Genomic DNA, 20,281 nt, shown 5'->3' with positions numbered 1-20,281 from the left:
GTCAGTGTCCTTGCTCGACGTGATCTGCGACAGGTGCGGCCTGGACGGCCGCGCCCATGGCCTGCACGTCCTCGGTCGCCAGCCCGAACCACCAAGCGACGTTGCGAGCGACGTGTCCGGTGAACGTCTTCGCGTGGCGCTCTCTGTCGCTCACGACCCGGTTCGCCGAAGCCCGCGCATGCAGGTCCGCGAGGGCGCCGCTTGCACCGTGTGGCGGGTTCGGCAGCGTGCGGAGAATGAGCCGACCGTGGCGAATGAATTCCGTCATCACGTCGTCGTTGGCACCGCGCGTGTATTCGACTTCGCCGGCCAGCCGCAGGAACTCAGGAATGAGCGTCTTGGCCTCGGCGTGTCGTGCCGCGTCACGCTCGGCCTTGTCGGCGGCGGCACGTTCCTCGGCGCGCGCCTCCGCACGCTCAACAGCGGCGCGAAGCTCATCGACCATCTGGCACATGTGTGCGACGCGACGACGTGCGGCGATGGTGTCGGGGCTGTCCGTCATACCCGTTGCAATCTCGGCGTCGATCGCGTCGGCCAGGGCGGACTTGGCGGTCTCAAGATCGGCCTCGACAGCTGCGAGGCGGGCGGTGACTTGGTCGGGGGTCGGATGGGCCGGGGCTTTGGTCTTGGCCATGGGACGAGAGTCCTGCGATGACTTCGGGGTCAGAAGTCATTGTCCCACACTGGCCCGGCCGGTCAAGAAATACTGGCCCACGGTGACTTGCCGCAGGCCAGTGAAACACAGAACATCATTCGGCTGCGTCACGTTTGTGCTTCGTCTCACGCAACTCACGCGCCTTGTCAGCATCGATGATCTTCGCCAGACGCGGAATCCATTTCCTTCGTGCCGCTTGCGTCTCCTTCGCACGTTCGGGACTCATCTGGTGCGGCTTGGCTGCGATCGATTTGTAGTCGTTGTCTTTGCGATGGATGTTGAGCGGCACGTTGTGCGGAATCAGCGCACCGCGCATCGCCGCGATATCTTTTCGCTCCAAAAACAGCACATCACCGACGCGGCGACGCTCCAACTTGTCCCAGAAGTCCACTTCCCACGCGTGCGCATGGCCTTCGTCAAACCAGTCGGGGCGAGCCCAACCAGTGACCATGCGGATTTCGAGAACATCGCCGATGTGCATCTTGATGAACGGCGCTTCGGTGAAAACAACCGAGTTGATGTCTGCCAGATCACACAGGAACAGAACGTCATGTGGCGACAGGACATGGTTCTCGTCGCGAGCAATCTTGCGCTCGATTTCTTCGATCTGGTCAGCGTAGCCGTTCAACACCAGATCGTTTGCGTTGCGAACCATGTCCGGCAGTCGGGACAGGAACAGTTGCGACGATGGATGGTCCTTGGTCGCACGCAGCATCCGGCGGGTGTCGATGTTGCTGAGGGCGCGGCGCAGGAGGTACGTCCGGGCTTCGTTGGTCATGGGCATGTCAGGGGTCCTTTCGGGTCAGGGGCGCGGCCGGGGCCGCACTGTCGGGGTCAGAGGGTCCGAGGGCGAGCCGGGCGGTGGTGAAGTGGCGTGGAGTGGTGATCCCCCAGAGAAAGTTTCCCCCAGGGGCCGAAAATACATCTTTCGATATATCGGAACTGCCTGGGGAGAGTTTCCGAATTCATTCACCACTTTCACCACTCCCCTTCAAAACATCAGGATTTCTGCGGGTTTCAGGATGGCGAATGGGCACCACATTGCTCGCCACCGGCTCACCACTCTCGCCACCGATCGGCTCCCAGACGGTCCACTTGTTCGTCTTCTTGGACCGGTAGCCGAGTTCCCGCATGGCTTCGCCGATCTCTCCAGCCAGCCGGCCGCGCACCGAACCCGGCAGCATCCCGAGTGCGTGCTCGCCAATTTCCGAAGTCGTCAACGGAACATCCTTTCGACGCTCTCCCAAGAACTTCGCGATGCGAGCCGTGTACGGGTTCTCTCGCATGTATTCGCCTTGAACAATGCGGGCGAGTTCGTCTTCTTCTTTTGTCAGCCACCATTGGAACGGGGAACCATTGGCGCCAAAGTTCTCTTTCATGTGCTCCGTGTGCAGTTGATACAGCATCACCGCAGCACCAAGGATCATGTCGCGGTCACGCTCGAAACCGCGTCGGTCGCTCGGACCAATGCCGACCGACACCGGCCAGTACCGGCGGTTGCCTGTCGGATCTGTCAGGTAGTCCCGGCTGTTCTCGGTCCCGACGAACACGCATTGGCGCGGCTCATTCAGGACATCCTCTTTGTAGAACGCTTGCGGTGTCTCAACACGCCGATCCAGGAACGCCTTTCGATTGGCGTCATTCATCTTCAACAGCGGCGCGCGTTCTTTCAGTTCTGCGATCCAGACGCCGCGCAGCTTGAACGACAGACGCCGGTCCTCCGCGTCATTGACCGCCGGTAGGTTGTCGGTGAACCACTCGCCCCCGAGGATGCGGAGCATGGATGACTTGTCGATGCCCTGTGCGCTGTCGAGCATCAAGACGTTGTCCATCTGGCAGCCCGGTTCGAACGCCCGCGCCACGGCACCGATCAGCCAACGCTTTGAGAAGGTGCGAGTGATTGGCGTGTCTTCGGCGCCGAAGTATCGAATGAGCCAAGTTTCTGCGGTCTCGATGGCGTCCGTGAGTGTTCCGGTGAAAGACAATCCGTTCAGGTATGCTTGCACCGGATGAAACGGATGTAGCGTCGCAACGCGATTGATTGCCGCACCGATATCATCGCGCCGGAACGATACTCTGTCTTTGTCATCTCTCGTCTGAAACGACGTGATGATGTCGGTGATGTCATTGTCTGTGATGCCGCGAGGCTTGAACTCGCCCGTTTCAGTCGAGCGAATGATCGACGGTGCCGGCCGCAACAGCACCGGCTTGTATGTCATCTTGTTGAATCCGATCAGGCCAGCGAAGTCCGAGTGTCCGTTCAGCATCAACACAGCATTTGCGAGAATTGGATACGGATATCCCGTGTCGTCACGCTGCACATTTTTTCTGCCGCCAAGTTCCCACGCTTCAAGGACCGCGATACGCTCGCGTTCTTTCTGGACATCAGGACTGGAGCGTGTATCGTTCACTTCATCTTCCTTCTCTGTTGATCATCGCGTTGACGATCATCCCCCTCCGCCCCGACCGCCGCCCGGTCGGGGCTTTTCTTTGTGCGGTCACGCCGCCTCGGGCCAGGGCGTGCCGGTGCGCTTGGCCTCACGCCATGCCTCGACATCGGCCCGGTCCCAGCCGACCGAGTTCGGGCCGAGCTTGAAGCGGCGGGGGAACCGGCCGGCCTTCTCCCAGCGCCAGAGGGTCACGTCCGACACGCCAGCGATGCGGAGGACTTCGGGAAGACGGAGGGTTTCCATTGGGGTTGGTCTCTTGCAATGGGACGCGACCCCATGAAGAACGACCCAGACCAGCAAGTCAAACGAGCGACACCCCGTCCAGAATGGTGTTGGGTGAGGCGTTCGACAAGTTGACGACATGAACATGCATCTGTCGATGAAGTGCACGACATCTGTCACGAGCTCGCTCGCACTGACGATGACATCTGCATTTCATTTGTGACGCCATCGTGCGTTGACTCATCACAGATCATGTCATCTCGTCTGCATGTGCATGACAGAAACGACAAAGGCCGCTGATGTTGGTGCATCAGCGGCCTCGCTTGATCACTGTCCCACTCAAAACACCGGACACCATGTCGGGTATGTTCGATCCTGGCCGGTCTGGCGATGGGCCACCCGCCGAAATCGGTATGAAGAGATTTCTCAACGATTTCAGGTGCTTTGGGGCGCAGCGAACGGGATGACGTTGTCAGCCTGACCCGACATGATGCGCTCCACATGCGCTCCCCATGCTTCCAGCGCTCGCTTCTTCTCTGCATCGAACCGGTGCCGGGCGTACGTGGCCGTGATCCCGACGTGGCGGCGTTGTGAATGTGCGAGCACTGCGCCGATGACCATGAAGTCGATGCCGAGGCGGGCCATTCCGGTGGCGGCAGTGCGGCGCAGATCGTGCACCGTCCAGTCGGGCATGGCCTGTGCGTCAGCCGGATCGGCGCCGTGACGCTTCATGTCGTCTCGGCGTGCGTCCAGGATGAACTTGTCGATGCGTTGCTTCGCTCGGCTCCACCCGCTGACAGGCGTCGTGCCGTTCGTGGTGAACACATGCACGCTTGGCTTGGGCGGGTTCGTGTTCGGCTGATGCGTCATCGGTGCTGCGGCGAGTTCCGCTTGCGCAAGCGATGACAACGCGATGACGTGCGGCAGGCCGGCCTTCATGCGTTCGGCACCGATGACGATGCTCTGTCCGTCTGATGCGACTTCGGTGCGCTCCAGTTCCGCAATCTCGCTGCGGCGTGCTGCGGTGACCATCAACAGACGGATCACGTTGCCGAACGGCCATCCCAGCTTGCCGGCGGCGTGCCAGACTTCTACAAGCTCCGCATCCGACAGCACGCGGTCTTTCGGCGTCTCGGCTGTCACTGGTGCGACGCGCTTGACCACGTTCGCCGTGACGATGTCGCGTTCCATGGCCCAATCGAAGAGCTTGTGCAGCACCGTGCGGGTGCGGTTGGCCGACACGGCTGCGTCGCGACGGGCCATGCCGTCCAGCAACCCGCGCACGTCCGCCGCCGTCACGTCCTTCGCCAGCTTCTTGCCGAGCGCCGGCACGACGTTCTTGGTCAACAGCCGCTCGGCTTCCTTGGCGCCGCCGCGCATGTTGCGTTTGATGTGCTGAGCGATGAAGTCGTCCACCAGCTGCGCCATCGTCTTCGCGGTGCGCGCCGCTTCGGCCTTCGCTCGCTTGATCGCAACGGGGTCCTCACCGCGTTGGACCATCTTGGCTGCATCGCCTGCGCGCTCACGGGCCAGGGCAACGCCCATGCCGGGCCACTCGCCGAGTGACAGACGCTTGGCTGCGCCGTTGATGCGATACAGGTACGACCACGTGCGCGCGGTGCTCGACACGCGCAGCACCAGACCGGGCACGAGCGCGTCGTACACCTGAACACGGCCCGTCTCCGGTGCCTTCATCTTTTCGATTGCTTGCTCTGACAGTCGCTTGCTTGCCATTGGGGCGCATCCGTTCTTGGGTTGCATCAGGGGTTGCAGTCGTGTGCGCAATCTGGCGCAACGGCGTGTGACCCGATGAAACCATGATGCGCTGAACATGGCTCTGTGTCACGGTTCTGCACGCGTGTGTGGAATGCGGTGACATGCTCTGAAATGCCAGAGCAGCGGTTTTGTAAACCGAAGGTCGCGGGTTCGACCCCTGCATCCGGCACCATTCCCTTCCCCTCACTCCCCTTCCATGGCCGCGCGACAGGCGTGACAAGGCCGGCCTGCGCCGCCTATCCTGCCGCCTTGTTCATCGCGTCCGGGGGCCGGGCGCCGGGGGTTTCCGGGGAGCTTTTTGATGCAGAATTCGACGATCCGCCGCGCCTGCTTTGTCTGCGGCTCGACCGAGGGCGAGACGGTGTTCGAGACGGCGATGGATGTCTGCGGCCTCGGCCACGTCACCTATGCCCTGCGCTGCTGCTCCGACTGCGGCCTGACCCTGCAGGACCCGGCGGTCTCGCCAGAGACTATGCTGCGCCAGTACACCACCTTCTCCAACTACACCGCCTTCGGCAGCGGCGAGCCGCCGCTGATCGACACCGCCCGGCGGATGCTGGCCATGGTCCAGGCCGAGGGCGTGACGCCCGGCCGGATGTACGATATCGGCGCCTCCAGCGGCTCGATGCTGTGGCATTTCCGCAAGCTGGGCTGGGCCGTGGCCGGCTGCGACCTGTCGCCCAAAGCCTGCGAGCAGGCGCGCGAGCGCAACGGTATCGCGGTCGATCTGGGCGGCGACGAGGAGACGCTGCCGCATCGCGGCGGCCAGGACCTCATCACCTTCTCGCATGTGCTGGAGCACATCTACGACCCGGCGGCGACGCTGCACCGCGTGCACGCCGCCCTGGCCGAGGGCGGGCTGCTGCTGCTCGAGGTGCCCTGCCTGGCCGCGCCGGAGGTCAACCCGCCCGGCCTGTTCATGATGGAGCACGTCAACTATTTCGACGAGACGTCGCTGGACAACCTGCTGGCGCGCACCGGCTTCGGCATCCTGCAGGCGCCGGTGACGGTCGACCACTACCCCTACCCCGTCATCACCGTCCTGGCCCGCAAGCAGGCACCGCAGCCCGACCGGCCGCTGGTCGACGGCGTCGCCAAGAACCGTGCCTTCTGCCGGGCCTATGGCGATGTCGAGGCGCAGCGCTGGGGCGCGGTGGAGGCGCGGCTGAAGGCCGGCATCCGCCCGGGCGAGGAGGTCTATGTCTGGGGCGCCGGGCTGCACACCTCGACCATGCTGGAGCGGACCTCGCTGGACAGCCATGCGCGGATCCTGGCGATCACCGACCGCGACACCCAGAAGCACGGCCATACGGTCGGCCGCCACGCCGTGATCGCGCCCGAGGAGGTGCTGCGCAGCGGCCGCAAGGTGGTGATCTCCAGCTTCCCGTCCGAGCGGCAGATCGGCGAGGGGCTGGTGCAGGCCGGCGTGCCCCGCGACAGGATCGTGTCGCCGCACGGCCAGTTCGTCTGACGGGCCGCAGCCCCTGAAGCTCAGGCCGGCCTTGGCGGCGACGCCCGCCGCAGCCGCACCACGGCGGCGTCGAGCGCCGACAGGAAGGCCGATTTGTCCTTCCCCGACATCGGCTTGTTGCCGCCGCTGACCGTGCCCATGGCGCGCAGATCGGCCATCAGCGCCCGGCTGGCCAGGGCCATGCCGATCGAATCCTTGGTGAAGGGCCGGCCGGTCGGGCCGATCACCGTGGCGCCGGCCTTCAGGCAGCGGTCGGCCAGCGGGATGTCGGCGGTGACGACGATGTCGGCCGGGCCGGCGCGCTCGGCGATCCAGTCATCGGCCGCGTCGAAGCCGTCGCTGACGATCACCAGCTGGATGCGGGGATCGCGCGGCACCAGCACCCCGCCATTGGTCACCACGAAGACGGACACGCCGTAGCGCTCGGCGACACGGTAGATTTCGGCCTTCACCGGGCAGGCATCGGCGTCGACGAGGATCCGGATCGGGTCGGTCACGGGCCTTGGCGCGGTTGCGGTCGGGACCGGAACCATAGCGGCGACGACGCCGTTGGTCCAAGCGCTGTCCCCAGCCAGGATCATCCAAAGCCGCATGGCCGACACCACAGCCCTGCCCGCCTCCTCCCCGCCCGACGAGGCGCGCGCGAATGGCCTGCGCTACGTCTCCGACATCGATCCCGGCATCAGCCGGCGCCGCTCCGGCACCGGCTTCGCCTACCGCCTCCCCGACGGCAGTCCGGTGCGCGACCGGGAGACGCTGGCGCGGATCCGCAAGCTGGCCATCCCGCCCGCCTACACCGATGTCTGGATCTGCCCGGACCCGCGCGGCCATCTGCAGGCCAGCGGGCGCGACCAGCGCGGCCGCAAGCAGTACCGCTACCATCCGCGCTGGAAGGCGGCGCGGGCGGAGACCAAGTACAACCGCATGCTGGCCTTCGGCCGCGCCCTGCCCCGCATCCGCAAGCGGGTCGAGGCCGACCTGGCGCAGCGCGGCCTGACCCGGGAGAAGGTGCTGGCCGCCATCGTGCGCCTGCTGGAGGCGACGCTGATCCGCATCGGCAACGACGAATATGCCAGGGAGAACAAGAGCTTCGGCCTGACCACCCTGCGCAAGCGCCATGTCGATGTCGAGGGCGGCGCCGTTTGCTTCGAGTTCAGGGGCAAGAGCGGCCGGCTGCACCGCACCGCCTTCCGCGACCCGCGCATCGCCCGCATCGTCCGCTCCTGCCAGGACCTGCCCGGGCACCGGCTGTTCCAGTATGTCGACGATGAAGACGAGCGCCATTCGATCGGGTCGGAGGAGGTCAACGAGTATCTGCGCGGGATCTCCGGTCAGGCTTTCACCGCCAAGGATTTCCGCACCTGGGCGGGCACGCTGCTGGCGGCGGAGATCCTGGCCACCGGGGGCGAGCCGGAGGCGCCGCCGACCAAGGCCGCCGTGGTGCGCTGCATCGAGCAGGTGGCAGTCCGGCTGGGCAACACGCCGGCGGTGTGCCGGGCCTGCTATGTCCATCCCGGCGTGGTCGGCGCCTTCCTCGACGGCGAGCTGGCCACGACCCTGCGCTGGCCCCCGGGCGACGACCAGGACGACCGCCGCGGCGAGGCGGCGCTGCTGCGCTTCCTGAAGCGGCTGGAGGCCGCGACCTCCGGTCGGGGATGATCTCCCCCCACACGGAATCCGTCATTGCGAGCGCAGCGAAGCAATCCAGGGGCCGTTTGGCGCAGCCCCTGGATTGCTTCGTCGGCTTCGCCTCCTCGCAATGACGTTTTTTGGCGGGAGAGCACCAGAAGGGGCCGGTCGCCGGAGCGGCGACATGATCTCTTCCTTACAAATCGTACAGGCCCGGATTACGGCTTGACCGCTTCGTCTCGCGGCGCGATATCGGCCCTGTCGGGACAAGCGCCCGACGCAACCAAGGACCCACCGCTCCGATGAGCACGCCCAGTCGACCTAGCGCGACCTTGCCGGCGCCGACGCTGCGAGCCTGACCTTCGGGGTCCGGTTCACCTCGTCGCGCGGCCAGGCCGCGCCGGTGCGAGGTGAACCATGAAGCACCTGACCTGTAATCATCGTCCGTCCTATCGGCGCCTCTCCCTGGAGGGGAACGACCGAAGGCTCGGCTGACGCCGGCACTTCGCCGGCCGTTCCGCACCGCGCGTCCGTCACGACGCGCGGCGATCGCGACTGCCTGCCCTTCGGACGGACAAAATGGCCTTTCACACCCCCGCCCTCACGGCGGAGCGTCCGCGCACCCTGCCCAATCTCTGGGACCTGGTGGCGTTCTCCCTCGTCTTCGGCGCCATCGTGCTGCTCGCCCATGGCGGCCGCGCCACTTTGGCGCCTCTGGCCGGCCTCGAGCAGACGCCGATCTCGCTCGACCCGATGGCGCTGCCCGACTACGCGCTGCGCACCACGCTGCGCATGCTGGCGGCGATCGTCGCCTCGCTGGTCTTCACCTTCGTCTACGCCACCGCCGCGGCCAAGAGCCGGCGGGCGGAGATGGTGCTGATCCCTCTCCTGGACATCCTGCAGTCGGTGCCGGTGCTGGGCTTCCTGTCCTTCACCGTGGTCGGCTTCATGGCCCTGTTCCCGGGCCAGGTGCTGGGCGTCGAATGCGCCGCCGTCTTCGCCATCTTCACCTCCCAGGCCTGGAACATGACCTTCAGCTTCTATCAGTCGCTGAAGACCGTGCCGCGCGACCTGGACGAGGCCAGCCGCAGCTTCCGCCTGTCCTCCTGGCAGCGCTTCTGGCGGCTGGAGGTGCCCTTCGCCATGCCCGGCCTGGTGTGGAACACCATGATGTCGATGTCGGGCGGCTGGTTCTTCGTGGTGGCGTCGGAGGCGATCTCGGTCGGCGACACTACCATCACCCTGCCCGGCGTCGGCTCCTATGTCGCCCGGGCGATCGACCAGCGCGACCTGGCCGCCGTCGGCTGGGCGGTGCTGGTGATGGGCGCGGTGATCCTGGCCTATGACCAGTTGCTGTTCCGGCCGCTGGTGGCCTGGGCCGAGAAGTTCCGGTTCGAGCAGTCGGCCGGCACCACCGCCCCGGGCTCCTGGCTGCTGACGCTGGTGCAGCGCACCCGGCTGTTCCAGCTGGCGCTGTCGCCGGTCGGCTTCCTGGTGCGCACCGTGTCGCGCCGGCGCTTCGCCTTCATCCCGGCCGGGACGGCCGGCGACAGCGTGGTCGCCCGCCTCTGGTCCAGCCGCGCGGCCGATTGGGGCTTCGCCGCCCTGCTGCTGGCCGCCATCGCCTACGCCCTGTGGCAGATCATCGGCTTCGTGGCGACGGAGCTGAGCTGGGGCGATGCCGGCGAGGTGCTGCTGCTGGGCAGCTTCACCCTGATCCGCGTCGTCGTGCTGATCGCGCTGGCGACCGTCGTCTGGGTGCCGATCGGCGTCTGGGTCGGCCTGCGCCCCCGTGTCGCCGAGCGAGTGCAGCCGCTGGCCCAGTTCCTGGCCGCCTTCCCGGCCAACATCGCCTTCCCCTTCGCGGTGGTGGCGATCGTCCGGCTGGGCCTCGACCCCGACATCTGGCTGGCGCCGCTGATGGTGCTGGGCACCCAGTGGTACATCCTGTTCAACGTCATCGCCGGCGCCAGTGCCTTCCCGACCGACCTGCGGGAGGCGGCGGCCAGCTTCCGCATCGGCGGCTGGAACTGGTGGCGCAAGGTGATCCTGCCCGGGATCTTCCCCTACTACGTCACCGGGGCGATCTCCGCCTCGGGCGGGTCCTGGAACGCCAGCATCGTCGCCGAGGTGGCGAGCTGGGGCGACACCACCCTGACCGCGCACGGCCTCGGCGCCTACATCGCCCAGGCCACCTGCGCCGGCGACTATCCGCGCATCGTCCTCGGCATCGCCGTGATGTCGGTCTTCGTCTCGCTGTTCAACCGACTGCTGTGGCGGCCGCTCTTCACCTTCGCCGCCCGCCGGCTGCGCCTCGACTGAGGGCCACGACCATGTACCAGACCATTGCCCACACCCCGGTCACCAAGATTGCCAACGACAATCCGGTCCTGATCGACATCGCCGGCGTCCGGCAGGCCTATCACAAGGGCGACAACGACCTGCTGGTGCTCGACGACGTGTCGATGAGCATCCGCGAGGGCGAGATCGTTGGGCTGCTCGGCCGGTCCGGTTCCGGCAAATCCTCGCTGCTGCGGATCATCGCCGGGCTGGTGCCGCCCAGCGCCGGCCGGGTCAGCTGGTGCGGACGCCCGGTCGCCGGCCCGTCCGAGGGCCTGTCGATGGTGTTCCAGAGCTTCGCCCTGTTCCCCTGGCTGACTGTGCTGCAGAACGTCGAGATCGGGCTGGAGGCCCAGGGCATCCCGGCGGCGGAGCGGCGGCGGCGGGCGCTCGAGGCGATCGACCTGATCGGCCTGGACGGCTTCGAGAGCGCCTATCCGAAGGAACTGTCGGGCGGCATGCGCCAGCGCGTCGGCTTCGCCCGCGCCCTGGTGGTGCATCCCCGGCTGATGCTGATGGACGAGCCGTTCTCGGCGCTGGACGTGCTGACGGCGGAGACGCTGCGCACCGACCTGATCGACCTGTGGATGGAGGGCCGGCTGCCGATCAAGTCGATCCTGATGGTGACGCACAACATCGAGGAGGCGATTCTGATGTGCGACCGCGTCCTGATCTTCTCGTCCAACCCCGGCCGGGTGGCGGCGGAGATCAGGATCGACCTGCCGCATCCGCGCAACCGCCTGGACCCGGAGTTCCGGCGGATGGTCGACGACATCTATGCCCGCATGACCAACCGCGGGCCGGCGGAGACGGCCGGGCCGAAGGCGGCGGGCGGCTTCCCCGGCACGGGGATCGGCATGGAACTGCCGCATGTCTCGACCAACCTGATGTCGGGCCTGATGGAGGCGCTGGCCGCGCCGCCCTATAACGGCCGGGCCGACCTGCCGGACTTGGCGGCGACGCTGCAGATGGAGGCGGACGAGCTGTTCCCGATCGCCGAGACGCTGCAGCTGCTGCGCTTCGCCGACATGGCCGATGGCGACATCCACCTGACCGAGCATGGCAGGCTGTTCGCCGAGTCCGACGTCGACCACCGCAAGCGGCTGTTCGCGGCGCACCTCCTGGCGCATGTGCCGATCGCGGCGCTGATCCGGCGGGTGCTGGACGAGCGGCCGAGCCACCGCGCCCCCCGGCTGCGCTTCAGCGAGGAACTGGAGGATTTCATGTCCGAGGACCGGGCGGAGGAGACCCTGCGCGCTGCCGTCTCCTGGGGCCGCTACGCCGAGCTCTTCGCCTATGACGGCGAGAGCGGCCAGTTCAGCCTGGAGGATCCGGTGTAGCGCGACCGGCTGCTGTTCGCGTCGCCTCTCCCGCAAACGAGACCTTTCACAACGTCCATCCTTCGCCGTCATTGCGAGGAGGCGAAGCCGACGAATCCATCCAGGGGCCGGTTCGCGCCGGCCCCTCGATGGATTCGCTGCGCTCGCAATGACGGTGCTTGGAATGCCGAGAAGGTCTTGCAAGCAGGAGAGGCGACGCGAGAGCGCTCGAGGTCCCGCTACCGATCAGGCCCGCCAAGGGCCATGGCCGCGGCGCCGAAGTCGCGCCGGTAGATCGAGCCGATCACCGCGGTCCAGGGCTTGTTCTCGAAGCTCGCGCCATCGGCAGGCACCGGATTGGTCGCCGTGACGACCGCGGCGCAGCTGCCGTCCGAAGCCGGGACCGTGCGGGTGGCGATGTCGGCCCCGGTCATGTCCGCCAGGGTCGTGCCGTGGCCGTAGGTCGCCAGCTCCGCCGTCCGCCACCGGGCCGCGAACCGGGTCGCACCGGTCTCGGCCGTGCGGCAATCCGGATAGGGGAAGGCCAGCAGGATGCCGCGGCTCTTGCCCGGGATCTCGATATCGGCGAGCAGCGCGACAGGATAAGGCGGCAGGCCCGTGGCCCGCTCCTGCGCCGCCTGGTCTTCCATCTTGCGACGAAGCGTCTCGACCTGGGCCTGCAGGTCGTTGGGTTTCAGCATCGCCATTTCCGGCATGAAATCGCGGCCGGCCCCGATCTGCGGGCCTGCAAGCAGGGCGTGGATGATCTCCGCGCCGTCGCCGGCCCCGGCTTCCGCGCCGGTCAGCACGGTGTTCACGAACGGGACCGTGGCGAGGTTCGAAGCGGGCGTCGCCTGCCGCGCGGCCTCGATCAGATCCGGTTCCCGCGCCTGCAGCAGGATCCGGCCTTCCCGGCCGACCACGGAGGTCCGGCCGAGATCTCCCCGCCAGGGATCGCCGGGCGCCGCGGATTTCAAATCCATCTCGGATGGTTTTCCATTGGCCAGCATCCCGCCGGTGAGCGGGGAGAAGCCGCGGGCCGGCAATCCGCCGAACACGGCATCCGCCGTCCCGTCGCTGTCGAAGATCCAAAGCGTCGTCTGGTTGGGAAGATCGTTGTATCCGGCGAGCACCGCCAGACGATCGAGCGGCACGCCCAGCCGGTCCTCCAGGAGACCTGCGTCCGTGCGGCGTATCCAGGCGTCCAGCACCCCGATGTTCTCCGGGGGCGTGAGCACGCGCTTCAGCAGATCCGCCGGCTGTGTGTCATGGTCGCGGAGCCCCAGGGCCCGGGCCGCGGACAGGTTGATGGCGCTCGCCAGAAAAGGCGGCTTGAGGTCGAACGCCGTCGCCGGCATCGACGACAAGGCGGCCCGCAGCCACGTCGCCTCGGCGGCATCCGCGCCGGTCGCGACGACCGCCATCGTGGCGGCCAGCATCGCTGTGAAGATCGGTCTCGTCACCATGAACCCCGCGCCTTCGGCTGGTCGAAAAGGAAGCAGCCCCGACGCCTGACGTCCTAGGTCAGGACCCGTGGCACAACATCCTATCGATTGCCAGACGATCAGGGCACGGATGGGGCAGATTGCGGCAGATGATGAGACGGCATCCCCCGGCAGCGCGAAGAGGAGTGCGAGAGGCCGGAATGCCGGCAGCGGCGACGCGACGCGCTGCCGGCATCCCAGGCGCCTTCGCGGATTACCGCGGGAAGCGCAGCAGCGATTCCAGCCCCTTCCGCCCCCGTGCGAGAAGGCGCTCGCGGGCGTCGCCCTGCGGCGGGTCGCCGGCGGCGCCGCGCAGCACGGCCAGGAGGCGCTCCAGCACAACCTGCGCCTCGCCGTCATGCTGGTTGCAGGGGTCAAGGTAGAAGTAGTTGTGCTCGACCTCATGGTCGCGGACGATCACCGGCGGGTCGCCGGCGGCCAGCCGGTCGGCCACGTCCCAAGCCGCCAGCCCGGCCTTGGCCGGATCGATCGTCACCTTCAGGCGGTCGAGCGGATTGTCGGTCGGGTCCGGCTCGATCACCGCGGTCACGCCGGGCAGCCCGACCAAGCCCTCGTGCCAGAGCTTCAGATGGCTGTCCTCGCGCGCCCGCGCCGCGGCGTGATCGCGCTTCTCCCAGGCGTCGAGCGCGGCGATGGTGCCGACGACGCCCTCCTTGCCGACCTTCATGCCGCGGCCGATGCCCCGGTTCTGCAGGAAGGCGGCGCGCACCAGGTCCTCGCGCCCGGCGACGATGCCGGCGGTCGGGCCGCCCAGGAACTTGTGCGAGCTGTAGATCGCCAGGTCCGCGCCCTTGGCCAGGAAGCCGGCCAGGTCGTATTCCGAGGCGGCGTCGACGATCACCGGCACGCCCTTGGCCCGGCAGATCGCGGCGAACTCCTCGAGCGGGATCTGGCCGTACTGCACGACATGGTGCGACACCACATAGAGCGCCGCGGCCGTGCGGTCGGTAATGGCGCCGTCCAGCTGGTAGCCGGCGGCCGAGGTCGCCGTGCCGACCGGCACCACCGTGGCGCCGGCCAAGCGCACCGCCTGGTCGACCGGGGCGCCGTAGCTGACCATGTGGCCGACCTGCAGCAGCACCTCGGTCCTCGCCAGGCCGGCGGTGTCCGGCAGCCGCTCGATCGCCAGCAGGTCGTCGCCGGTCATGGCGCCGGCCACGGCCAGGCTGATGCCGGCCGAGGCCGAGGCGGTGACGAAGCCGGCCTCGGTGGCGCAGGACTTCGCGATCCGGGCGCTGGCCTTGCGCTGCAGGTCGGTGATCTCGACGAATTGCGGCAGCACCTCGGCGACCGCCTGCACCGCCTCCGGCACCACGATCGAGGCGCCCAGCGAGGTCATGGTGCCCGAGACGTTGATCACCGGGCGCAGGCCCAGGCGGCGGCGGATATCCTCGTTCGACTTCATGGCCCTATCCTTCAGCGCGCGAATTCGACGACGGCTTCGATCTCGACGGTGATCTGGCCCGGCAGCGACCCCATGCCGACGGCGGAGCGGGCATGGCGCCCGATCTCCGGCCCGAACAGCTCGACGAACAGGTCGGAGCAGCCGTTGATCACCGCCGGATGATGCTCGAACTCCGGCACGGCGTTGACCATGCCGAGCAGCTTGACGATGCCGGTGATGCGGTTGAGGTCGCCCAGCGCCTCCTGCATCACCGCGATCAGGTTGATGCCGGTCAGCCGGGCATGGCGGTAGGCATCGTGGCGGTCGACCGTGCCGCCGACCTTGCCCCGGTACTGGCGGCCGTCGGGTTCGGTCGGCCCCTGGCCGGACAGGAACAGGAGCTGCCCGGTGATCCGGTGGGTCTCGAAATTCGCGACCGGCGGCGGCGCCTTGGGCAGCGTGATGCCGAGCGCGGCAAGGCGGTCGTAGACGTTGGGCATGGTCAGTCCGTGGTCGTTTGGTCGTTCAGTTCGGCGTCGCGGATGCAGGCGACGAAGCGGCCGGGCTCGCGCTCGGCCAGCGGCGGCACCGCCTGGGCGCAGGCTTCCACCGCCATCGGGCAGCGGGTGCGGAACACGCAGCCGGAGGGCGGCGCGATCGGGCTGGGGATGTCGCCCTTCAGGATGATGCGGTCGCGCCTGGCCCGCGGGTCCGGCACCGGCGCGGCGGAGAGCAGCGCCTTGGTGTAGGGGTGGCGCGGCCGGTCATAGACCAGGCGGGTCGGCCCCTTCTCCATGATCCGGCCGAGATACATCACCACGATCTCGTCGCAGAGATAGTCGACCACGGCGAGGTCATGGGCGACGAACAGCAGGGTCAGGCCGAGGTCGCGCTGGATGTCCTGGATCAGGTTCAGCACCTGGGCCTGGACCGAGACGTCGAGGGCCGAGACCGGCTCGTCGGCGACGATGAAGTCGGGCTCCACCGCCAGGGCCCGGGCGATGCCGATGCGCTGGCGCTGGCCGCCGGAAAATTCATGCGGGAAGCGGCGCTGGTGGTCGGCGTTCAGGCCCACCCGTTCCAGCAGCTCGCCGATGCGCTGGCTGCGGCGGCCCTTCGCCAGGCCGTGCGTGTCCAGCGCCTCGCCCAGGATCTCGGCCACGCTCATGCGCGGGTTGAGGCTGGCATAGGGGTCCTGGAACACGATCTGCATCCGCCGGCGCCAGGCGCGGAACTGCTTCTCCGGCAGCGCCGTGACGTCGGTGCCGTCGAACATCACCCGGCCGCCGGTCGGCTCGATCAGCCGCAGCACGGCGCGGCCGGTGGTGGTCTTGCCGGAGCCGGATTCGCCGACCAGGCCGACGATGCTGCCCCGGCGGATCGACAGGCTGACATTCTCCACGGCGCGGACGACGCGGCCGCTGCCGATCGGGAAATGCACCGACAGGTTCTGCACGTCGAGCAGCGGCGCGGCGGGATCGGCTTCGGTACGCAGGGCGGCGGCGGTCACAGCTGGTCGGTCCTCCGGCAGCGGGAGCGGTGGCCGGCCTGCACCGCGGCGAGGTCCGGCACCGCGGCCTCGCACGGCGCCTCGGTCAGCGGGCAGCGCGGAGCGAAGGCGCAGCCGGGCGGCAGGGCCATGACGCTGGGCACCGTGCCGGGGATCGGCTGCAGCCTGGCGTCGTCATGCCGGCCGCCGGTGCGGGCGTTGGGGATGCAGGACAGGAGGCCGCTGGTATAGGGGTGGCGCGGCCGGTCGAACAGGTCGAGCACCGGCGCCTCCTCCACCACCCGTCCGGCGTACATCACCGCGACGCGGTGCGCGATCTCGGCCACCACGCCCATATTGTGGGTGACGAACAGGATCGACATGCCGATCTCGGCCTGCAGCCGGCGCAGCAGGTCCAGGATCTGGGCCTGGATGGTGACGTCCAGCGCCGTGGTCGGCTCGTCCGCGATCAGCACCGACGGGTTGCAGGACAGTGCCAGCGCGATCATCACCCGCTGGCGCATGCCGCCCGACATCTGGTGCGGATAGTCGTTCAGCCGCGACGCCGCCGCCGGGATCTCGACCAGCTCCAGCATCTCCCGGGCGCGGGCCATCGCCTTCCCCCGGCCGGTGCCCTCATGCAGCTGCACCGCCTCGGCGATCTGGTCGCCGACGGTGAACAGCGGGTTCAGGCTGGTCATCGGCTCCTGGAAGATCATCGCGATCTCGGCGCCGCGCAGGCGGCGCAGCAGCGCCTGGGAGGCGTGGGCCAGGTCGTGCGTCGTGCCCTTGCGGTCGCGGAAGCGGATGGCGCCGCTCTCGATCCGGCCGGCCGGCTTGGGCAGCAGGCCCATGATCGACAGGCTGGTGACCGACTTGCCGGAGCCGCTCTCGCCGACGATCGCCAGCGTCTCGCCGCGCGCCAGGTCGAAGGTCACGCCGTCGACCGATTTGGCGACGCCGTCCCGGCTGTGGAACCAGGTCCGCAGATCCTCGACCGCGAGGACGATGTCGCGGCTGCTGGCGCTCATCCGTGCACTTTCGGATCGAACAGCCGGGCCGCCTTGACGGACTTGGTGCCGAGGATGGCGTGGCGCGGCGTGAACAGCTGGTCGAGCGTGGCGCTGTCGCCGGAGGAATCCGGCAGCGTCACCGACGCCGGTTCCAGCCCGAAGATTGTGAAATCGGCCTCCGCCCCGACCTTCAGGTTGCCGGTTTCCGGCAGGCCGACGACGGAGCGCGGACGGGTGCTGGCGGCGGCCACCACCTCGGCGAAGGGCATGCCGACGGCCAGCAGCTTCGACATGGTGGTCGCCATGTCCCAGACCGGGCCTTCGATCGAGCGCAGATGCAGGTCGGTGGAGATCGAGAACGGGTTCAGCCCGCGCTCGATCCCGGCCCGCGCCACCTTGAAGGAGAAGGAGGCGCCGCCATGCCCGACATCGAGCCGCACCCCGGCCTCCGCCACCTGCTTGGCGATGCCGAACAGCTCCTCGTCTTCGAGGATGTTGCCGCCGGGCTTGCCGTGGAAACAGTGGGTCAGGACGTCGCCAGGGGTCAGCACCGCCAGCACCTCCTCCAAGAGCGGCGGCGGCTCGCCGACATGGACCATCAGCGGCAGGCCGCTGATCTTCGCCACCTTCTTGGCGATCTTCACCGGAGTGATGCCCCAGGCGCCGGTCACCGTGCTGCAGGCCCGGCACTTGATGCCGCGGATGATGTCGCGGTTGGCCTCGATCACCGCCAGGGTGCGGGTGATGTCGATCGAGCGCTGGTCGATCAGCTCGCTGACCCGGTTGCAGGCGACCAGGCCGATCGAGCCGATGTTGAGGAAGGCGACCACCCGCTCGGCCGCGGGCTCGGCGATGAACTCGCGGAAGCCGACGAAGTTGCCCTCCCCGGCCGAGCCGGCGTCGACGATGGTGGTGACGCCATGCGCCAGCCCGCCCTGGGACGGGCGGATCGAGATGTCGGTGCCGCCGTGATAGACATGGGCGTGCAGGTCGGCCCAGCCGGGCGACACCCAGCCATCCTTTCCATCGACGATCTCGGCATCGGACGGAGCCTCGATCCCCTGCCCCACCGCAGCCACGCGGCCATCGGCGATCAGGATGTCGAGCGGGGCATCGTCCGTGTGGTCGGGGAAGCCCGCCGGGTGGGCCGAGCGGATGAGGACGGTCATCACAGTTCCTTGCGGAGGCGGGGGTCGAGGATGTCGCGCAGGCCGTCGCCGACCATCTGCAGCGACACCACCGACAGCACGATGGCGAGGCCGGGGAAGACCATCATCCAGTCGGCCGAGCCCATGTACTGCTGGCCGGCGTTGATCATGGTTCCCCAGGTAGGGATTTCGGGCGAGACGCCGACGCCGAGGAAGGACAGCCCGGCCTCGGCCAGGATGGCATAGGCGAAGATGAAGGTGCCCTGCACCAGGATCGGCGACCACAGGTTGCGCAGGACATGGGCGGTGACGATGCGCCAGGTGGAGACGCCGAGCGCCCGCGCCGCCTCGACGAAGGGCAGCTCACGGATCACCAGGGTCGAGGCACGGACGATGCGGGCCAGGCGCGGCGTGTAGACGATGCCGAGCGCGACGATGACATTGACCAGCGACGGGCCCAGCGCCGCGACCAGCGAGATCGCCAGCAGGATGTCCGGGAAGGCCATCATCGCGTCGATCACCCGGGCCACGACCTTGTCGGCCGACCGGAAGAAACCGGCGACCAGGCCCAGCACGATGCCCAGCACCGAGGACAGGATCACCACGGAAAAGCCGACGAACAGCGACAGCCTGCCGCCATAGACGGCGCGGGTGAAGACGTCGCGGCCGAACTCGTCGGTGCCGAACCAATGCGCCGCGCTCGGTGGTTTCAACCGGTTCACGATCGACAGCTTCTGCGGCGCGTAGCTGGTGATCCAGGGCGCCAGCGCGGCGGCCAGGACCAGCACCACCAGGATGATCAGGCCGATCATCGCGGTCTTGCGGCGCAGCAGCAGGCGGGCGAGCTTCATGCGCTCGCCGGCCATGGAGACGGAGGCGGTGGCGGCCATCAGGTGCGCACCCTGGGGTCGACGAAAAGGTAGAGGAGGTCGATGGCGAGATTGACCAGGACGTACAGCGCCGCGATCACCAAGAGCGCGCCCTGGATCACCGGGTAGTCGCGCCGCAGCACGCCGTTGACCACGAGGTTGCCGACACCCGGCAGGCCGAACACCGTCTCGGTCACCACCGCGCCGGAGACCAGCAGCGCCGTGGTCAGGCCGATCACGGTCAGGATCGGGATCAGCGCGTTCTTCAGCGCGTGCTTCAGCACCACCTTCCGCTCCGGCAGGCCCTTGGCCCGGGCGGTGCGGACATAGTCGTCGTTCAGCACGTCGAGCATGCTGGCCCGGGTGAAGCGGGTGATGAGGGCGGAGTTGACCAGCCCCAGCACGATCGCCGGCAGCACCAGGTGGCTCATCCGCTCGAGGAAGGTCGCGCCCGGCCCGCCATAGCCCGCCACCGGGAACCAGCCGAGCTTGACCGCGAAGATCTGCATCAGGATCAGGCCCAGCCAGAAGCTGGGGATGCTGGCGGTGAACATCGACAGGGTCAGCACCGACTGGTCCAGCGCCGAGCCGCGCCAGACCGCCGAGGCGATGCCGACCGGCAGGGCGATGGCGACCGCGATCAGGATCGACAGGATGGTCAGCATCAGGGTCGGCTCGGCCCGGTCGCCGATCGCGTCCAGCACCGGCTGGTTCAGGAAGATCGACTGGCCGAGATCGCCGACCGCGATCTGGCCGAGCCAGGTGACGTATTGCACCGGCAGCGGCTGGTCGAGGCCGAGCTTGGCCCGCAGCTCGACGATGTCCGAGGGCTGGGCGTCGGGGCCGAGCATCACCGCGGCGGGGTCGCCCGGCGTCACCCGGATGATGACGAACACGACCGTCGCCACGATGAACATCACCGCGACCATGCCGATCAGGCGATTGACGATGTAGGAGAGCATGGGTTCAGCGCGCTCCGGGACCGTATTCGTCGAGTCCCCCCTCCCCTCG

18 protein-coding genes are annotated in these 20,281 nt (G+C 67.9%); 4 read left to right on the top strand and 14 right to left on the bottom strand.

What is annotated here, in order from left to right; translation table 11 throughout:
- Position 1 precedes the first annotated feature (1 nt).
- The 5 genes from BWR60_RS07550 to BWR60_RS07530 form a co-directional block, all read right to left on the bottom strand.
- Positions 2–634, bottom strand: a complete 633-nt coding sequence (locus BWR60_RS07550; protein WP_088150394.1) for a hypothetical protein — start codon at positions 632–634, stop codon at positions 2–4.
- 115 nt (positions 635–749) lie between these two features.
- On the bottom strand, positions 750–1,439 hold the full coding sequence (locus BWR60_RS07545; protein ID WP_088150393.1) for a hypothetical protein: 690 nt from the start codon (positions 1,437–1,439) through the stop codon (positions 750–752).
- A gap of 181 nt (positions 1,440–1,620) precedes the next feature.
- Positions 1,621–3,066, bottom strand: coding sequence for a virulence-associated E family protein (locus BWR60_RS07540; protein WP_144445549.1), 1,446 nt, complete (start codon positions 3,064–3,066; stop codon positions 1,621–1,623).
- Positions 3,067–3,153: 87 nt separating this feature from the next.
- Positions 3,154–3,348, bottom strand: a complete 195-nt coding sequence (locus BWR60_RS36890) for a helix-turn-helix transcriptional regulator (RefSeq protein ID WP_275542371.1) — start codon at positions 3,346–3,348, stop codon at positions 3,154–3,156.
- Between the two features lie 414 nt (positions 3,349–3,762).
- Positions 3,763–5,061: a tyrosine-type recombinase/integrase gene (locus BWR60_RS07530; RefSeq protein WP_179221669.1), complete on the bottom strand. Its 1,299-nt coding sequence runs from the start codon at positions 5,059–5,061 to the stop codon at positions 3,763–3,765.
- Positions 5,062–5,404: 343 nt separating this feature from the next.
- Here BWR60_RS07530 and BWR60_RS07525 point away from each other — a divergent pair, with 343 nt between their 5' ends.
- A complete protein-coding gene (locus BWR60_RS07525; protein ID WP_088150389.1) occupies positions 5,405–6,574 on the top strand; it encodes a class I SAM-dependent methyltransferase in 1,170 nt (389 codons plus the stop codon).
- 20 nt (positions 6,575–6,594) lie between these two features.
- On the opposite strand, the gene BWR60_RS07520 is transcribed toward BWR60_RS07525, so the two are convergent.
- On the bottom strand, positions 6,595–7,059 hold the full coding sequence (locus BWR60_RS07520) for a YaiI/YqxD family protein (protein ID WP_429913017.1): 465 nt from the start codon (positions 7,057–7,059) through the stop codon (positions 6,595–6,597).
- A 106-nt stretch (positions 7,060–7,165) separates the two neighbouring features.
- On the opposite strand from BWR60_RS07520, the gene BWR60_RS07515 reads away from it, so the two are divergent.
- From BWR60_RS07515 to BWR60_RS07505, 3 genes are all read left to right on the top strand, one after another.
- Positions 7,166–8,233 (top strand): DNA topoisomerase IB, encoded by a 1,068-nt coding sequence (locus BWR60_RS07515; RefSeq protein ID WP_088150388.1) that lies wholly within the window; start codon positions 7,166–7,168, stop codon positions 8,231–8,233.
- Between the two features lie 549 nt (positions 8,234–8,782).
- On the top strand, positions 8,783–10,525 hold the full coding sequence (locus BWR60_RS07510; protein WP_088150387.1) for an ABC transporter permease: 1,743 nt from the start codon (positions 8,783–8,785) through the stop codon (positions 10,523–10,525).
- An 11-nt stretch (positions 10,526–10,536) separates the two neighbouring features.
- Positions 10,537–11,883, top strand: a complete 1,347-nt coding sequence (locus BWR60_RS07505) for an AAA-associated domain-containing protein (protein WP_088150386.1) — start codon at positions 10,537–10,539, stop codon at positions 11,881–11,883.
- Between the two features lie 218 nt (positions 11,884–12,101).
- Here the strand turns inward: BWR60_RS07505 and BWR60_RS07500 are convergent, their stop codons facing one another.
- The 8 genes from BWR60_RS07500 to BWR60_RS07465 form a co-directional block, all read right to left on the bottom strand.
- Entirely contained in the window at positions 12,102–13,328 is a 1,227-nt protein-coding gene (locus BWR60_RS07500) for a hypothetical protein (protein ID WP_144445547.1), read from the bottom strand.
- Positions 13,329–13,560: 232 nt separating this feature from the next.
- Entirely contained in the window at positions 13,561–14,772 is a 1,212-nt protein-coding gene (locus BWR60_RS07495) for an aminotransferase class V-fold PLP-dependent enzyme (RefSeq protein WP_088150384.1), read from the bottom strand.
- 11 nt (positions 14,773–14,783) lie between these two features.
- Positions 14,784–15,251 (bottom strand): RidA family protein, encoded by a 468-nt coding sequence (locus BWR60_RS07490; protein ID WP_088150383.1) that lies wholly within the window; start codon positions 15,249–15,251, stop codon positions 14,784–14,786.
- Between the two features lie 2 nt (positions 15,252–15,253).
- Entirely contained in the window at positions 15,254–16,261 is a 1,008-nt protein-coding gene (locus BWR60_RS07485; RefSeq protein WP_230982984.1) for an ABC transporter ATP-binding protein, read from the bottom strand.
- A complete protein-coding gene (locus BWR60_RS07480; protein WP_088150382.1) occupies positions 16,258–17,271 on the bottom strand; it encodes an ABC transporter ATP-binding protein in 1,014 nt (337 codons plus the stop codon). The genes BWR60_RS07485 and BWR60_RS07480 overlap by 4 nt, the downstream gene beginning before the upstream one ends.
- Complete coding sequence (locus tag BWR60_RS07475) at positions 17,268–18,422, bottom strand: amidohydrolase/deacetylase family metallohydrolase (protein ID WP_088150381.1); 1,155 nt, start codon at positions 18,420–18,422, stop codon at positions 17,268–17,270. Before BWR60_RS07475 ends, BWR60_RS07480 begins: the two co-directional genes overlap by 4 nt.
- Positions 18,422–19,291, bottom strand: a complete 870-nt coding sequence (locus tag BWR60_RS07470) for an ABC transporter permease (protein WP_179221668.1) — start codon at positions 19,289–19,291, stop codon at positions 18,422–18,424. Before BWR60_RS07470 ends, BWR60_RS07475 begins: the two co-directional genes overlap by 1 nt.
- Complete coding sequence (locus BWR60_RS07465; RefSeq protein WP_088150379.1) at positions 19,291–20,232, bottom strand: ABC transporter permease; 942 nt, start codon at positions 20,230–20,232, stop codon at positions 19,291–19,293. The genes BWR60_RS07470 and BWR60_RS07465 overlap by 1 nt, the downstream gene beginning before the upstream one ends.
- Positions 20,233–20,281 lie beyond the last annotated feature (49 nt).

It is taken from the genome of Inquilinus limosus (genome assembly GCF_002195995.1).
GTDB lineage: Bacteria > Pseudomonadota > Alphaproteobacteria > DSM-16000 > Inquilinaceae > Inquilinus > Inquilinus limosus_C.
Note: the sequence above shows the minus strand (reverse complement) of the source record. Positions and strands in the feature narration are given on the sequence as shown.

Bases quoted from the DNA above. Each gene is read 5' to 3' on its own strand.
- BWR60_RS07495 (WP_088150384.1), bottom strand. From the start codon at position 14,772: ATGAAGTCGAACGAGGATATCCGCCGCCGCCTGGGCCTGCGCCCGGTG.
- BWR60_RS07525 (WP_088150389.1), top strand. From the start codon at position 5,405: ATGCAGAATTCGACGATCCGCCGCGCCTGCTTTGTCTGCGGCTCGACC.
- BWR60_RS07500 (WP_144445547.1), bottom strand. From the start codon at position 13,328: ATGGTGACGAGACCGATCTTCACAGCGATGCTGGCCGCCACGATGGCG.
- BWR60_RS07510 (WP_088150387.1), top strand. From the start codon at position 8,783: ATGGCCTTTCACACCCCCGCCCTCACGGCGGAGCGTCCGCGCACCCTG.
- BWR60_RS07505 (WP_088150386.1), top strand. From the start codon at position 10,537: ATGTACCAGACCATTGCCCACACCCCGGTCACCAAGATTGCCAACGAC.
- BWR60_RS07480 (WP_088150382.1), bottom strand. From the start codon at position 17,271: ATGAGCGCCAGCAGCCGCGACATCGTCCTCGCGGTCGAGGATCTGCGG.
- BWR60_RS07465 (WP_088150379.1), bottom strand. From the start codon at position 20,232: ATGCTCTCCTACATCGTCAATCGCCTGATCGGCATGGTCGCGGTGATG.
- BWR60_RS07475 (WP_088150381.1), bottom strand. From the start codon at position 18,422: ATGACCGTCCTCATCCGCTCGGCCCACCCGGCGGGCTTCCCCGACCAC.
- BWR60_RS07545 (WP_088150393.1), bottom strand. From the start codon at position 1,439: ATGCCCATGACCAACGAAGCCCGGACGTACCTCCTGCGCCGCGCCCTC.
- BWR60_RS36890 (WP_275542371.1), bottom strand. From the start codon at position 3,348: ATGGAAACCCTCCGTCTTCCCGAAGTCCTCCGCATCGCTGGCGTGTCG.
- BWR60_RS07470 (WP_179221668.1), bottom strand. From the start codon at position 19,291: ATGGCCGCCACCGCCTCCGTCTCCATGGCCGGCGAGCGCATGAAGCTC.
- BWR60_RS07490 (WP_088150383.1), bottom strand. From the start codon at position 15,251: ATGCCCAACGTCTACGACCGCCTTGCCGCGCTCGGCATCACGCTGCCC.
- BWR60_RS07515 (WP_088150388.1), top strand. From the start codon at position 7,166: ATGGCCGACACCACAGCCCTGCCCGCCTCCTCCCCGCCCGACGAGGCG.
- BWR60_RS07550 (WP_088150394.1), bottom strand. From the start codon at position 634: ATGGCCAAGACCAAAGCCCCGGCCCATCCGACCCCCGACCAAGTCACC.
- BWR60_RS07530 (WP_179221669.1), bottom strand. From the start codon at position 5,061: ATGGCAAGCAAGCGACTGTCAGAGCAAGCAATCGAAAAGATGAAGGCA.